The organism is Methylobacter sp. BBA5.1 (assembly GCF_000746145.1).
Taxonomy (GTDB): Bacteria; Pseudomonadota; Gammaproteobacteria; order Methylococcales; family Methylomonadaceae; genus Methylobacter; species Methylobacter marinus.
In genome coordinates, this window is the sequence record NZ_KN050817.1 from 27,793 (window position 1) to 42,489 (window position 14,697).

The following is a 14,697-nucleotide window of genomic DNA, read 5'->3' on the forward strand; positions in this document are numbered from 1 at the left end:
CTGAGCAAGGGCGAACACACAGGTTCGCCCCTACGTGTCTGTTCATTTTACGGCATCAGGATATCAATCCGTAGGAATTGCCAGATTAAAACGCTTGGGAATCAAGGAAAATGAACAGGCCGGTTAACAATCGGTACTGAAATAATTATGATTAGGTCAAATTTTGCCGCGGAGCAGGCACTTGTGCCCCATGGGTATTCGCACTGCCTGCATATCGCGAGTGTCACAGGTCGAATACCCTAAAGGGCACAAGTGAATTCGACCCTACAGTTTCGTAACATCAGTCAATACTCTGAAAATTTTACTCGTCAGAACAAGGCTGACTTAGTACTTGGCAATTTTCGAACCCATTGACCCGCGCTCCCTGACGCCTACTATAATTGCAGTCTTTACAGCGGCTATTCAACTTTTTCAACATCGAAGACCGTTCCGCGAATGGCCGTGACTTTCACCTTGGTATTGATATCGCAGTCCTCGCCGTGCACTTTCCAGATCGAGTCATCGACTTTTATTTTGCCCTGGCCGTTCACAATCGGCTCATACAGATTGAATACCCTGCCGATATACTGGGCGCCGCGTCTGTTCAGCAAGGGTTGGTCCGAGACTATCGGATGTTTTCTGGCATAGAACCGCCAGGCGACGATGGCCAGCACCGACAATACCGAGAAAACCGCCAGCTGGACGTCCATGCTGATCGATGGCAGCAGCCATAACAGGCAGCCTGTGATAAATCCGGCAATCGCCAGCCACACAAAGAAAAAGCCCGGCACTAATATTTCCACAACCAGCAGAAACAGCGCTAACACCCACCAATGCCAAAAAACAAATTCCAGTTCCGCCATGGTTCAACCTCTAGGCCGGAGGATTGGCTTTCGCCATCGCTTCTTTCGCCAGCTCCGAAATCCCGCCGATGGCGCCGATGACACCCGATGCCTCCAGCGGCATGAAGATCAGCTTACTGTTATCGGCCGCGGCGATATTTTGCAAGGACTCGATATATTTCTGCGCGACAAAATAGTTAACGGCTTGGATATCGCCTTTGCTGATGGCTTCGGACACCATCAAGGTCGCTTTCGCTTCCGCCTGAGCCAGACGCTCCCGGGCTTCGGCATCGCGATAGGAGGCTTCCTTGCGGCCCTCGGCTTCCAGAATAACGGCCTGCTTCTCGCCTTCGGCACGCAGGATCTCGGACTGCCGCGCGCCTTCCGCCTCGAGGATGGACGCACGTTTCAAGCGCTCGGCCTTCATCTGCCGGGCCATCGCTTCAACCAGATCCTTGGGCGGCGCAATGTCCTTGATTTCGATACGCGTGACTTTGATGCCCCAGGGCGCCGTAGCGTCATCGACCACAGCCAACAGCCGGGCATTGATATCATCACGGCGCGACAATAATTCATCCAGGTCCATCGATCCCATAACGGTACGGATATTGGTCATGACCAGGTTCAAGATAGCCCAGTCCAGCTTGCTGACTTCATAGGCGGCTCTTGCCGCGTCCATGACCTGATAGAAAACCACGCCGTCAACCGTGACCATGGCATTATCTTTCGTAATGATTTCCTGCGAAGGCACATCCATGACCTGTTCCATCATGACCATCTTGTTGCCGATGCGATCTATGACCGGCATGATAATATTCAGCCCCGGCGTCAGCGTGTTGGTATATCTGCCGAACCGCTCGACCGTGTATTCCATGCCCTGAGGCACGGATTTAACACTCATAAACACCAGCACCACGGCAAAAACCAGTAACGCTAAAACAAACTCAGTCATACATCCCCCTTATTGTTATTATTCATGAGGAAATCCGTTTAGCCGGCGCTTCACCTGGCATCTTCGTGCCATTCCGTAAAGACGTGCTCTTGATGGGGAACCGGACAGCGGAATTTCAGCATGCAGTCTATGACTCTGAAAGAATCACCATTAAATTTTCGGAACTAAATCAATGAAACCTTTAAAATAGTCCGCCGTGGTAAAACAACCACCCAGATAATAATAATGTAAATTCATCCAAATGTAAGTTTAACGGGTAATAGAATGATACACGCCGCTTTTAACATCGGAATCCTGACATTAATTTTTTTCATCGTCGGCATGATCAAGCCGCAATGGCCTTTATTCTTTATGAAGAAGCCGGACCGTTTCTGGGTTCTTATAATCTCGACCATATTGTTCATGGTCGCCGCGACCTTGTTTGGCGAAGGCAATCGGCGAGCAGAATTGGAACAACCCTCAAAATACTCCCAGCCCCAGGATGCGGTGCCGGTACCTGAAACGGCACCGGCCAAACCGGCTCAATAAAATAGAGCGGTGCTTGCCAATCTCTAAGAACACAGAGTTCCGCTCTGTGTTCTTTGCAGCAACTTTATACCCTTGCAGGGGTAGGCAAAGAAGAGCCCGGTCGCGCGATGCCCTCTCCGGCGACACGACCTTGACAGCTTAAACGCCGGCAATAAATCCGGCTGCCTCTATACCGGCAATCGCGCAACGCTCATCCTGATCCGAAACATCGCCGCTGATACCGACAGCGCCTATCAGGTTATTGCCCTCGTCGCGGATCAGAACGCCGCCCGGAACCGGCATTATTTTGCCATCCGCCATGCCCACCAAGGCATTCATAAATTCCGGCCGCTGTTCCGCCACGGCTTCCAGACTTCGCGATGAGATTCCCATATTGACCGCGCCCCAGGCTTTGGCTGTCGCAATTTGTTGCCTGATCATGGTGGCGCCGTCTTCTCTTTGCATGGCCTTTAAATGGCCGGCTTTATCCAGAACGACCACGGTCAGCGGTGCCAGCTTTAATTGCCGGGCTTTGCGAGTAGCTGCTTGTATGATTTGGTTGGCTTTATCCAGTGTCAATTTCATGGGTAACTCTCTCATTGAATACCTGCTTATAGCGATATGAAAAATACCTTGCCGCCGATTGCGTTTTGCATGTGCTATCGGCAGAGCGGATTGGATACTATAACGCTATTATTCCGCCTCGGCCAATGATTGGAATCAGCCATCGGGGTGCAGCTTATTATCACGCGCTGCCGCAAAGGAGGGGCCGCGGTTTGGGCTACTTCAGCAGCGGCTGCAGATGCAGCCAAACCTTATCGGCAATCATCGGCTGCGCCTTGGCATTAGGGTGCAGGCCGTCCGGCTGCATCAGTTCCTTCACCAACGCGACATCTTCCAGAATAAACGGCATATACGGCACGCCCAGTTCTTCCGACAATTGTGGATAGACGCCATACACCATCTCGGTATAGCGCTTGCCGTAATTCGGCGGAATGCGCATGCTCAACAGCAGGACCTTAGCGCCGGCTTTTTGGGCGCGCCGCGTGATTTCGGCCAGGTTATCCTTCATCAGTTTGGGTGACAGGCCGCGCAGGCCGTCATTGGCCCCCAGCTCCACCAGTACAATTTCCGGCTGATGCGTTGCCAGGATCTTGTCTATGCGTGCCAGGCCGCCGGCCGTCGTATCGCCGCTGATACTGGCATTAATGATTTCATAAGAAGCATTTTCCTCGGCCAGCTTGTGCCGCAACAAAGCCACCCAACCCTGCTGGACTTCAATTCCATAGCCGGCACTGATACTATCCCCGAGTACGACAATCGATTTAGCCATGGCTGTCATGGACATTAGCGAAACTATCAAGGCAACTAAAAATCTAACCATCATGTATCCTCAAGCTGATAAAACATTCAAACCTCTTATAGTAACGGAAAATCTCGGCAAATCGGTCCAAACTTCCGACGGCACATTAGAAATCCTGTCGGCTATCGATTTAAGCATTAACGCCGGCGAAAGCATCGCCATTATCGGCGAGTCCGGTTCAGGCAAATCCACATTGATCAGCTTGCTGGCCGGATTGGATACGCCCAGCACGGGTTCAATTACCCTGGACGGCAAAATCATCACGGTCATGAACGAAGACGGCCGGGCCGCCGTACGCAACGAATTGGTCGGTTTTGTCTTCCAGTCGTTTCAATTGCTGCCCGGCCTGACGGCGCTGGAAAACGTCATGCTGCCGCTGGAACTGGCCGGCGACAGAAACGCCCAAGCCTCGGCCACCGCCTTGTTGGACAGGGTCGGCCTGTCGCACCGGCTGTCGCATACCCCCAAACAGCTGTCCGGCGGCGAACAGCAACGCGTGGCACTGGCCCGCGCCTTTGTCACCGAACCGGCCATTCTGTTCGCCGACGAGCCGACCGGCAATCTGGACAGCAAAACCGGCGAGCACATCATTGAACTATTATTCGAGCTGAACCAGGAAAACCGCACGACATTAATCCTGGTCACGCATGACCCGGCCCTGGCCGCACGCTGCCAGCGCGTTATTAAACTGGAAGCAGGACATATCGTATGACCCGTTTTAACCTGGCACTTCGATTATTATGGCGTGACAGCCGTTCCGGCGAACTGACCATCCTGGTGTTGGCGCTGATCATAGCGGTCACCAGTTCCACAGCCATTTCACTGTTCGCCGACCGTCTGCAGCGCACGATGACCACGCAAGCGGCCGAATTTCTGGCGGCGGATCTGGTCATCGCAAGCCCGACCCTGATTCCCGAAACCTGGCTCGCCAAGGCCGACCAGCTCAATCTGGCCCAGGCACAAACGGTCGAGTTCTCCAGCGTGCTGATGGAAAACGACGAACTGCTGCTGGCCGGCGTCAAGTCCGTCAGCGACTTGTACCCGCTGCGCGGCTATCTGAAAACCACGACTTCGGACTATCTGGCCGAAACGAGCGTCGATAAAGGGCCTGAACCCGGCACGGCCTGGGTCGATAAACGCATTCTGTCCGCCCTTAAACTCAACCTGGGCGATGCCCTGACCGTCGGCGAGAAAAAACTGACCGTCAGCCGCATCATTACCTACGAGCCCGACAAGCGCGGCGACTTTTACAGCTTTTCGCCGCGCGTCATGATCAGCCGGCAGGATCTCAAGGCCACCGGCGTCATCCAGCCCGGCAGCCATGTGCATTATTTCTTCCAGTTCAGCGGCGACAGCAAAGCGTTATCCCAATTCAACCGCTGGATCAAGCCGCGGCTGAATCCGTCGCAACGGCTGATGGATATTCATGAGGACCGCCCGGAACTGGGCTCGGCATTGAGCCGCGCCGAACGTTATCTGGGCCTGTCCAGCATCGTCGTGATTCTGATCGCCGGCGTGGCCATCGCCATGGCCACGCGCCGTTACACGGAGCGGCACTTCAATACCACGGCCATACTGCGCTGTCTGGGCTGCAAGCAGCGAGAAGTCCTTTGGCTGTACAGCTGTCAGTTTGTCGTGCTGGGCATGCTGGCCAGCGCCGCCGGCTGCCTGTTGGGCTGGTTCGCCCAGGAAGCACTGTTCCATCTGTTAAGAGGGCTGCTGCCCGCGCAAGTCGCCAACCCCGGCCTGCTGGCGGTTTTTTTCGGCTTTATCACCGGTATGGTCATTTTACTGGGCTTCGCCTTGCCGCCCATCCTGCGCCTGAAACAAGTTTCACCGCTGCGCGTGCTGCGCCGCGACCTGGAACCCTTGCCGAGCAGCGCATGGCTGATCTACGGGCTGTCCATCGGCCTGGTGTCGGTATTGATCTGGCGCTATACCGATGATGTCAAAATGACCGCGACGATTATCGGCGTCGGCCTTGCGGCGCTGCTGCTGTTGGGACTGCTGGTTTACGCCGTGCTGACAATGTCCCGCCGATTGCTGCCGCATATGAGCCTGATCTGGCGCTTCGGCCTGCAGGGCCTGTTCAGGAACAGCCGGGCCAGCGTCAGCCAGATACTGGCTTTCAGCCTGACGCTGGTGGCCATGGTGCTCAGTTTTACCGTGCGCACCGATTTGCTCGACAACTGGCACAAGCAACTGCCAGAGCAGGCGCCCAATCATTTCGCGCTGAATATTTTCCCGGACCAGCAACCGGCCTTTCAGCAGGAGCTCGAGCAGCAGCAAATCGCCGGCAGCCGGTTCTATCCTGTGGTCAGGGGAAGACTGGTCGAGATCAACCAGACGCCGGTGCAGCAGGTGGTCAGCAAGGACACGCAGGGCGAAAACGCCACGCACCGGGAATTAAGCCTGACCTGGTCAAATGATTTGCCCGAGGACAATAAGATCACGACCGGCCGCTGGTGGCAATCGGAGCGGGCCGGGCTGGTCTCCGTCGAACAGAAGCTGGCCAAGAGCCTGAAAATCAAAGTGGGCGACCGGTTGACTTTTACCGTCGGCAGCGAGCAGTTTGAAGCGACGGTGTCCAGCCTGCGCGATCTGCAGTGGGATACGATGAAACCGAACTTTTACATGATTTTCTCGCCCGGCACGCTGGACGGTTATCCGAGCACCTTCATCACCAGTTTTTACCTGCCCGAAGACCGGAAAAACTTGTTGAATGATCTGATCAAAAAATTTCCCAGCACAACCATACTAGAAGTCGATTTGATTCTGCAGCAATTCAAAACCATCCTGACCCAGTTGACGGCAGCCATCAATTATCTGCTGTACTTTGCCTTGCTGGCCGGTTTCACGGTGTTGTTCGCGGCCGTCTATTCGACGCTGGACGACCGGATTTACGATGGCGCTTTAATGCGCACGCTGGGCGCGAACCGTGCGTTCCTGAGGAAAACCCACCTGATTGAGTTTACCTTACTGGGATTGATATCGGGCCTGCTGGCCATCCTGATTTCGGAAATTATCCTCTATACTTTATATACGCAGGTCATGCATATGGATTATGTGCCCAATATCTATTTATGGGGAATCATGCCACTGATAGGCGCATTATTCGTGGGACTGGCTGGCTATTGGGGCGTGCGGGGCGTGGTTAATAAATCACCGCTGCTGGTTTTAAGGGAACTCTAATGACATTGGATTAAATTAAGCCGGTTCATATACTATTCATAAATTATTATCTAAACTGCAAGCAAGTAATAACTCAATACAAGGTACTACAATGAAAAAATTAACAACCGTCGGTATCGTTTTCATGGCCAGCACGCTGATCACTGCTTGCGCCAATCAGGGGGGCTTTGGAAATACTTTAGGATTTGGCTGGACCCCGACCGTGGATCCATACAATGATCCTTACGCTTATCGAATCAACCAGGACATGGCGGAGTGTCAGCAAATCGCCGAGCAAAGCGCTGGCGGCACGCTGACAGAGACCGCTAAAGGCGCGGCGGTCGGCGGTCTGATCGGCGGCGCGGGCGGCGCGGCGATAGGCGCAGCCACTGGCGGCAATGCCGGAAAAGGCGCGGCGATAGGCGCATCGGCCCTAGGCGTTGCCGGGGGCGCGCTGCAAGGCTATCAGGCGAGAGATGCCTACAAGAGAGCCTATTCCAACTGTCTCAGAAACCGCGGACACCGCGTCATCAACTAATCTTTAACGATTCCAAGCATCGGATGCACAGGGATGTGTATCTGCCACAATCCAGACTTCCTACTTTCCCGTCCTCAAAAACCGCAGCAGAAAAGCCGATAAGTACTGTTCGCTGACTTGCGTATACACGCCTGCGGATTCATAAACAATCAGATTATCCTTGACCAAAACAGCGGCCGTGCGGCTGAACGTCAGCGCGGCAACCTTGGCCTCGCTGTGCGTATAAGCCCGGTAATCGGTCTGCCTGACCAGGTAAAAACCGGATGCTGCCGCGGCAGCGGCAAACTTCGCTACGGCATGGAGCGGCATCAACAGATACAGCAGTCCCTCCGGCGCGATTAAACGATCGGCAATCCCGATCAAATCGGCATAGCTAAGCCGGTCAGTGTGCCTGGCGATATGCCTGAGCGGATCGTCAGACTTGAAATGATTGTCAAAAAACGGCGGATTGCTGATGATCAGATCGTATGATTGCCCGGCTGCCTTAAGGGCGAAACTCTGAATATCCTGATGAACGGACGTGAGGCGATCTGCCCATGGACTCGCTCCGAAATTGATGCGGCATTCCTGATAGGCTTCGTCAGTCAGTTCCACAGCCGTCACGTGCGCGGCTCCCAGTTGCGCGGCCATCAATGACAACACCCCCGTGCCCGCGCCGACATCCAACACCCGATCACCGCCGTTAACAGGCGCCATGGCGCCGAACAGAATACTGTCGGTGCAGACTTTCATGGCCGATTGCTTCTGCCGAACCGAGAACTGCTGAAAATTGAAAGTCGTCATGCTTAATCATTCATCATCTAAATAGCCGATATTCAAACATGTATTCTAAAAAGAATTTAGGTGCCTCTATCAAAACCATATATCTACTCAAAATCTGATTTCAAGTTCGCCGCTCTGACTGTAACGGTGGGCCAGACCAATAGGATTGTCTTCTTTATCCCGGTAAAAACGAAATGCCACATAGTCTTCGGCTGGAGACAACCACTGTTCTTTCTGGGCATCGAGCAGCCGCCAGGCGTCATCAAAGTAAACCTCCGCCCAGTTGTGGTAGTCGGTTGCTCTCAGGATGGCATTTTTATCGGTGACGTAACCGCCCACCATGCGGGCAGGAATGCCGTTGGCGCGGGCCAATGCGACAGCCAGATAGGCATACTCGGTACAATCGCCCTGGCGCTGATCAAGAGCATATGCCGCCCCACGATCATTAGCAAGATAGCCCGTATAGTGAAGATTCTGTCTGACCCAATCGTAGATAGCCAAGGCGGTATCGCGGGTCTCTTGGCGTTTCAATTTTGCCGCCAGGGATTGCATGATCGAATCGTCGGTTTCGATATAGCGTTCCGACCTTAGCCATACCTGGGGATTTTCCAGTGGCGCCATCTCGGGCGAGGCACTCATGGAGACATTGACAATGAAGCTGACAACCTTTGCGGACAACGGCGCAAACCGTGGAAAAACAAGCGTTATGACGCTGTGACCTAACGGATCGATTTGTCGCTCATAGGGAACAGACACCTTAATGGATTCGAGTTTTTGCGTCGGAGTCTCAGCTGCGGGCATATAAAGCCACAAAACCTGATCAACAAGTTCATAGGGTTTAGGGTTAGTCAGCGTCACGGTAAAACGAAGCTGCTTTTGTATTCTATTGCCTTCCCCAGGATTTAAGGGAATTCTGGCGAATGATACGGACGATAAGGCCATGCCGGCCAAAAACCAAGCTGTTGTTGTCAGAAAAGTTCTGCGACTCACTGCATTGCCGTTACTGTCAACCGCCGCATCTCGGCGGCTGTTTCGGTCCCCTGGCCTGTGCCGACCACACCGCGTCTTGTTGTGCAAGTTGGCGGCTAAAAGCTTCCGCTGTTTCGGAATAAACCAGCAGCGGAACCGGCTTGATGGCCTGACTTAGCGTCTGAAAGTCTGCTCCCTTGTCAGCTACCAGTACGACAGCAGCCAATGGTGCTGATTTGTGCTGTCTGCGACGCTTATCGATCGTGGACCGGATTGTTTGCAGCTTTTCATCGGGTATCAGGACCGAGCCTGTTATCTGCTTTTGAAGCGCCTCCTGCCCGGCCTCGACCAAAACCAGATTGGATTCAAACCGGCTCTCGTTCCACAAATCCGATGGCGTCAGTTTCGTTAACCGCCCCGGATTAGGAGGCAATCCCAATACGCTCTGCCCGGATGCAAGCCAGGCCGGCATCCCGCCCCGTAAAACCTTGACCTGCCTGAAGCCATTCGACTTTAGTCTTTTGCAATCGATGTACTGTTGTTGTTCGGCTTTCCCATTGCCTATCAGGATCAGCGATTTTCCGCGAAGAAAGGTCTTGCTGCGTAACTCAGCAGTGCTTAGGTTCATCGCCCCATTGATATGGAAATTGGCAAAGTCCGTTGCTCCCCGAGTGTCGATCAAGACCGTATTGGGCGATTGCAGCTGACGGGCGACATCCCCCGGCGCAATGGCGCAGGACAAATCCGGCTTAACCGCTGCAACGCGGGCGAATTTAGAAGGCTTCAATTCCCCCGCATCATTGCGTGTACACGAACCGACAGACGGTTTGACACCCTTGAGCGCTTCCGGAACGCTTATAGCCCGATGAGGTTGAGCCGTAACCGAACTCATGTTCGCCAAAGCCAGAAAAATCACACCAGCCAGGCTCACTGTTCCAGAATTATTCAGTCTCATGGCAATATCGTCACCTTCCACTTTAAGCCATTAAATTCCGAAGCCGACATTCTCCTGCTACTTCGTACAACGATGGTATCGTCGCTTCCAATCGTCTCCCCTTGCTTGGCCTGCCCGAAAATGAGGGTATCTTCAATCACCTGTAGACCACTTAGCAGTTGAAGCAAGATGTCAATGAGACTGCCGAGTAAACCACTGGACGATTGATCCAACTTGGCAATGACGCCGCCGGCTGATGCGCCGGTATTAGTCAGCTGTGCGGACAACGTATACTCCCACAGGTTGTAACTTATCTGGTGCTCCGTGACAATCGCCATTCCGCAGATGTGCAGATTGGGATTGTCGGACGTTCCAGCCAGATCGAAGTTATCTAAATTCGTCAGGTTTGCCTGTGCACCGATCAGATCAATGTAGTTCGGATCCGTTGAAACCGCCTTACCCGACAGCACCTGATAGACTATATTGCCATCCGGCGCACAGTCGTTCACTCCGGTCACCGTTACCGCCTGATCCGCCGACCAATTCTGCGGCGTGAACGTCAGGCTGGCCGGTGCAACCGTTCCCTCCCCGCTATTGGTCGATGACAGCGGCACAATCACGTTTGCCGTTGGCGCGGTTCCCAGCCGAATCTTGAACTTCGCAGTCGCGCCGCCTTCCGAAGTGTAGAGATAATTGTTTTCCGTAACCACAATGCTGCCGGCTTGCGGCTGACTGGGGATTACCAGAGCCCCCGGCGCGTAAGCCCTTCCCATACCACCGGCATCATTAATTGTCGCATAGATATAATAAGTGCCGGCCGGAAGATCGGTAACATCCCACACATAACTCCCGGTTTGGGTTCCTGCACTCTGGGTTATGCCGTCGACAATCAACGTGCCGGCAAAACCGGATTGCTGAGAATCATAATACAGCGCTATGGTCGGCTCGATATTCGGGGCTACGCCTTCCCAATCAATCGTCACCTGCTTGCGTGTTCCAGTGGGCGTACTCACTGAAACCGGTGCAATCGGGGTTGAAGGCGTAGTCACTGCAATGGTCGGCGCCTGATAGGGCCCGGTACTGACGTACAACACTGCAGCAGGACTCCAATCGCTGGCGTCATCCTGTTCATCCAGCGCGCGTACCCGCCACGAATAAGTAGTTTTATCGATCAGCGGCATCGGCGGAATGAATGTCGCAGCGGTCAATATGCCCTCAGCGACTTTCTGTTGCGGCGGCGCGCCTTGATAAACCTCGAACTGATATCGCACGGCTTCACCTTCCGGATCGCTCACCGGATTGGCTTCCAAAATCGGCTGCAGTACCGATGACCAAGCCCCATCGCCTGGATTCTTGATGGTTGGGGCGGCAGGAGGATCATTGCTCTCATTCATCAGGAAATCGCCCACGACCCAGGCAGAGTCAGCGCGGCCATCCTGTGCCTTCGCCCGCCACCAGTAATGCTGGTTCTCGACCAATGGACCGGTAAACCAGCTTGTAGTGCCGCCCATACCTTCAAAGACAACATTCGAACTTTCCTTGGCGGGCGAATCGAAGGTATTGACCGTATCGATCTCGAACACATAAGTCACAGGATCGTGATCCGCATCCAAACTGTTCTGAATCTTGAGCTCGGTGCTTACATCAATGCTCTGGCCGCCTTTCTCAGGACTCAAAATGACGGGATCGGTCGGCGCCGTATTGCCGGTATTTACCACAAAAGGCCGCGTAAAGGACGCTGTTTGCGCGCCCAGGGCATCCTTCGCCACCACATTCCAGTAGTAGATGCCGTGGTTGCTGAGCGGCACGATAGCAGTCCAGCTCGTGCTGCCGCCGGCATCTTCCACCAAGTCTAACGCCTGCGCCACGATATCAATCAGCCCTGCATCGCCATATATCGTCACCTCATAGATAATGGCATCGCCATCCTTGTCCGAGCTGTTATTCCAGGTAAAGGTCGGCGTCAGGCTGGCCACTTCGGCATCGGAATCCGGATGGATCAGGTTAAAACTGTCAGGCGGATCGTTGAACAGGTTGACGAAGAAGTGGGCATTGGTCCACAAACTGTACACCGTGCCGTCATAGGCGCGTGCACGCCACCAGTAATGCGTATTGTCCGTCAGCTCAACCGGCAACTTCCAGGCTGTCGGCTGCGGAACGGGACCAGTGCCATCTATATCGATAGGCGGCATCTTGTCGATCTGGCTTGTTGCTACCAGCTGTGTCAAGGCTTCATCGGCATACACCTCGAATTGCACCTGCGCAGTTGGATCCGATGGATCAATGGACGTTTGCACCGACAGCGTTGGCGTCAGGCTGGTTACCTGCGCGCCTGACAGCGGCATAACGATCGACGGCGTTTCAGGGCCGGGAGGCGGCGTAAACGTTTCCACCTTGATATTGGCCGTAAGCTTGCTGTTCAGCTCGCCATCGCTGGCGGTATAAACAATCGGATAATCGCCAATCTGGCCCGCCGCCGGCGTCCAGTCGAAGACGGCACGAGCCAGGCCGGGCGCAAGAGGATCAGCCGGCTGCATGGTGAATGTAGCTCCCTGCGGCAGAGGCGCGGCCGTAATCGTGACAGCCTTACCTTGCGGACTGCTGGCCTCGACCAGGAAAGAAACCTGCTGGGTCTCCTGAACCAGTCGATCCGGAATGAACTGAATGACGGGCGCCAGCGCCGATTCCGGCGGTTCCCGGAATTCCGCATCATAAGAACCGGAAGTATTGACATCGAAGAAATTTACCCAGTATTGCCATTGCTTGGTCTGCTCGTTGCGGGTCTTGGACAGCCAGACATTGTCCGGCGCCATCAGCTTGGCGTCCGAGCGCAGGATAGGGCCCAACACCTTCTGTCCATTGAATGGATCGGGCAGTTTCGCATACATGAAGCCCGCCGTGGCCGGCGCGTCGAGACGATAGCCGGCGCCATCGGCGGAAGTGGACACTGCAGTTAACGTAGCTACCGCACTGCGGTCGGTGACGACAGTATCCGGGCCATCAGATTCATAGATGCGGATCACATCACCGTCCTGGGCCAGGAAATCCCGCACCGCATCACGTCCGGGCAGATCCACCCGCACATCGTGAATCAGGAAATGGGCGTTGGTTTCCTTGATGACCGAAGTCAGGGCGCCGCCCAGCTCATCGGCATGGCTGAACCTGGCGGTGAACTCGGTAAACTTGCCGGCCAGCGAGGTTTCCATGACCCAGCGCCCCATCTTGTTGCTGCCTGGGGCAATGTCGCCGAAGTCGATCAGCAGCGTGTTCTGCACCGGCGCATCGTTCACATAGCTGCCGGTGAGCAGGAAATTGATCAGCAGGCCTTGATTGTTCTCGATAATCTTCGGCTGCGCGGAATCAATCTTCAGACTTTTGGCCGTGTTCTGGCCGTCGTTCTTGACGCGCACGCCCAGGGTGAACGGCTCAACCGGTTCTATTTCCGCCGTCAACGGATCATCAGCCCAGACGTTCTGGGTCAGGAAATAATCCAGCGTCAGCATCGGCAGCGGTTTGACGGTGATGACGTCGGGAGACACCTCCAGCACCGTATCCTCGCCGGCGAAGGTGTATTTCAGCGTGGCGCCCACCAGGTACTTCTTACCGAACGGCGTGTCCCCCGCCGAGCCCGGCGCCGGAATCAGCAGCCAGTTGATGATCGCCGAGGTTTGCGGATTGACCGTGCCGGCGCCGGTAATGTCATCGATGTCCTGTTTGCTGGAAACACGGATGAAGAATTTAGCGGTCGTATCATTGGGATCGTCAGTCACGGCAACCGGCACACCGTTCTCGTCGGTGACCTTCACATCTACCGAAACATTCTGGATCACGCCGTCGGTGGTGGCGTTGTTGATCTTCATTTGGGCGTCGAAGGCCTGGCGCTCCAGCGTCAGTTCTTGCTTGATCTCGATCTTGACGCGGGCGCAGACGGTATCCACCGCATGGACGAGAGTAGGTGCAAAGGCCGCGAACAGAACCAGCCACAAAACGGCGTAAAACCGTGCCGGCCCTTTATCGTGCATCAGGGCAGATCCGTTGAAAGGTTGTTGATTTTTAGTTTCCATTTTTATTTCCGTTGGCTTGCGCCTTTTCTGCTCGCGCCTGTGCGCGTTTCCGATAATGCCTTCAAATCTTCAATTAACGAATCCATGGGCTCTCGTGCTCCGCATCGCCCAATCTTGCGCGGAACGGGATATGTATCCCGTCCCTAACGTTTATACCTTGCCAACAACATTGGATAAGCTTTATGGCCGGGGTAAATATACCAGTAGCGTAGGGCGGTTTCGCGCAGCAAACCGCCATTTCAAGCAGGCCAGTAACATCGTGGAACATGACGGTTTCAAGGCTCCGTCTGTGGCGGATTGCCAAGACAAATCCACCCCTACGATTCATCTCTCTTACGCCCTATCATTCCGCCGCTGTCGGCAAATCGTCAGGGATGCCGCACCAATCCGCAGATAATAGCCCATCCGCAACATAACGGTGGAACGTCGAATACGGCCAATCGGCAACCTGTTTCACATAACCGTGTTTCAACGGATTGACATGGATGTAATCGATATGGCGAGCATAATCCCGTTCGTCACGGATCATATGCTCCCAATAGCGTCTCTGCCAAATGCCCCGCTCGCCGCGCCGTTTCCGGACCGCCGATAAGCGTTCGGTCGCTGGCAACCCCTT

13 protein-coding genes are annotated in these 14,697 nt (G+C 54.5%); 4 read left to right on the forward strand and 9 right to left on the reverse strand.

Features of this window, described 5'->3' with window-relative positions:
• Positions 1-398 precede the first annotated feature (398 nt).
• Both EK22_RS22825 and EK22_RS22830 read right to left on the reverse strand, forming a co-directional pair.
• Positions 399-842 carry an NfeD family protein gene (locus tag EK22_RS22825; RefSeq protein ID WP_020158741.1) on the reverse strand — a complete coding sequence of 148 codons (444 nt, stop codon included), beginning with the start codon at positions 840-842 and terminating at the stop codon, positions 399-401.
• Positions 843-852: 10 nt separating this feature from the next.
• A complete protein-coding gene (locus EK22_RS22830; RefSeq protein WP_020158742.1) occupies positions 853-1,773 on the reverse strand; it encodes an SPFH domain-containing protein in 921 nt (306 codons plus the stop codon).
• A 264-nt stretch (positions 1,774-2,037) separates the two neighbouring features.
• On the opposite strand from EK22_RS22830, the gene EK22_RS22835 reads away from it, so the two are divergent.
• Complete coding sequence (locus EK22_RS22835) at positions 2,038-2,301, forward strand: hypothetical protein (protein ID WP_020158743.1); 264 nt, start codon at positions 2,038-2,040, stop codon at positions 2,299-2,301.
• Between the two features lie 138 nt (positions 2,302-2,439).
• Here the strand turns inward: EK22_RS22835 and EK22_RS22840 are convergent, their stop codons facing one another.
• Together EK22_RS22840 and EK22_RS22845 are read right to left on the reverse strand one after the other, a co-directional pair.
• Positions 2,440-2,880: a GlcG/HbpS family heme-binding protein gene (locus EK22_RS22840; RefSeq protein WP_235209480.1), complete on the reverse strand. Its 441-nt coding sequence runs from the start codon at positions 2,878-2,880 to the stop codon at positions 2,440-2,442.
• A gap of 181 nt (positions 2,881-3,061) precedes the next feature.
• Complete coding sequence (locus tag EK22_RS22845) at positions 3,062-3,613, reverse strand: arylesterase (protein ID WP_020158745.1); 552 nt, start codon at positions 3,611-3,613, stop codon at positions 3,062-3,064.
• 52 nt (positions 3,614-3,665) lie between these two features.
• Here EK22_RS22845 and EK22_RS22850 point away from each other — a divergent pair, with 52 nt between their 5' ends.
• The 3 genes from EK22_RS22850 to EK22_RS22860 all read left to right on the forward strand — a co-directional run bounded on the left by EK22_RS22850 (position 3,666) and on the right by EK22_RS22860 (position 7,352).
• Entirely contained in the window at positions 3,666-4,355 is a 690-nt protein-coding gene (locus EK22_RS22850) for an ABC transporter ATP-binding protein (protein WP_152565206.1), read from the forward strand.
• Positions 4,352-6,835, forward strand: a complete 2,484-nt coding sequence (locus EK22_RS22855; RefSeq protein WP_036254763.1) for an ABC transporter permease — start codon at positions 4,352-4,354, stop codon at positions 6,833-6,835. The genes EK22_RS22850 and EK22_RS22855 overlap by 4 nt, the downstream gene beginning before the upstream one ends.
• Positions 6,836-6,926: 91 nt before the next feature.
• Positions 6,927-7,352, forward strand: a complete 426-nt coding sequence (locus tag EK22_RS22860; protein ID WP_020158748.1) for a hypothetical protein — start codon at positions 6,927-6,929, stop codon at positions 7,350-7,352.
• Between the two features lie 60 nt (positions 7,353-7,412).
• Here EK22_RS22860 and EK22_RS22865 read toward each other — a convergent pair whose 3' ends face one another.
• From EK22_RS22865 to EK22_RS22885, 5 genes are all read right to left on the reverse strand, one after another.
• Positions 7,413-8,135, reverse strand: a complete 723-nt coding sequence (locus EK22_RS22865; RefSeq protein ID WP_036254764.1) for a tRNA1(Val) (adenine(37)-N6)-methyltransferase — start codon at positions 8,133-8,135, stop codon at positions 7,413-7,415.
• A gap of 87 nt (positions 8,136-8,222) precedes the next feature.
• On the reverse strand, positions 8,223-9,104 hold the full coding sequence (locus EK22_RS22870) for a transglutaminase-like domain-containing protein (protein ID WP_152565207.1): 882 nt from the start codon (positions 9,102-9,104) through the stop codon (positions 8,223-8,225).
• Between the two features lie 16 nt (positions 9,105-9,120).
• On the reverse strand, positions 9,121-10,038 hold the full coding sequence (locus tag EK22_RS22875) for a rhodanese-like domain-containing protein (protein ID WP_152565208.1): 918 nt from the start codon (positions 10,036-10,038) through the stop codon (positions 9,121-9,123).
• Positions 10,035-14,081: a fibronectin type III domain-containing protein gene (locus EK22_RS22880; protein WP_036254769.1), complete on the reverse strand. Its 4,047-nt coding sequence runs from the start codon at positions 14,079-14,081 to the stop codon at positions 10,035-10,037. Before EK22_RS22880 ends, EK22_RS22875 begins: the two co-directional genes overlap by 4 nt.
• A 343-nt stretch (positions 14,082-14,424) precedes the next feature.
• The coding region (locus EK22_RS22885) for an REP-associated tyrosine transposase (protein ID WP_036254770.1) at positions 14,425-14,697 on the reverse strand (273 nt) is incomplete at its 5' end.

What these genes read in the sequence shown, in the direction of transcription:
- EK22_RS22825 (WP_020158741.1), bottom strand. Translation starts at nt 842, where the DNA reads ATGGCGGAACTGGAATTTGTTTTTTGGCATTGGTGGGTGTTAGCGCTG.
- EK22_RS22830 (WP_020158742.1), bottom strand. Translation starts at nt 1,773, where the DNA reads ATGACTGAGTTTGTTTTAGCGTTACTGGTTTTTGCCGTGGTGCTGGTG.
- EK22_RS22835 (WP_020158743.1), top strand. Translation starts at nt 2,038, where the DNA reads ATGATACACGCCGCTTTTAACATCGGAATCCTGACATTAATTTTTTTC.
- EK22_RS22840 (WP_235209480.1), bottom strand. Translation starts at nt 2,880, where the DNA reads ATGAGAGAGTTACCCATGAAATTGACACTGGATAAAGCCAACCAAATC.
- EK22_RS22845 (WP_020158745.1), bottom strand. Translation starts at nt 3,613, where the DNA reads ATGGCTAAATCGATTGTCGTACTCGGGGATAGTATCAGTGCCGGCTAT.
- EK22_RS22850 (WP_152565206.1), top strand. Translation starts at nt 3,666, where the DNA reads ATGTATCCTCAAGCTGATAAAACATTCAAACCTCTTATAGTAACGGAA.
- EK22_RS22855 (WP_036254763.1), top strand. Translation starts at nt 4,352, where the DNA reads ATGACCCGTTTTAACCTGGCACTTCGATTATTATGGCGTGACAGCCGT.
- EK22_RS22860 (WP_020158748.1), top strand. Translation starts at nt 6,927, where the DNA reads ATGAAAAAATTAACAACCGTCGGTATCGTTTTCATGGCCAGCACGCTG.
- EK22_RS22865 (WP_036254764.1), bottom strand. Translation starts at nt 8,135, where the DNA reads ATGACGACTTTCAATTTTCAGCAGTTCTCGGTTCGGCAGAAGCAATCG.
- EK22_RS22875 (WP_152565208.1), bottom strand. Translation starts at nt 10,038, where the DNA reads ATGAGACTGAATAATTCTGGAACAGTGAGCCTGGCTGGTGTGATTTTT.
- EK22_RS22880 (WP_036254769.1), bottom strand. Translation starts at nt 14,081, where the DNA reads ATGGAAACTAAAAATCAACAACCTTTCAACGGATCTGCCCTGATGCAC.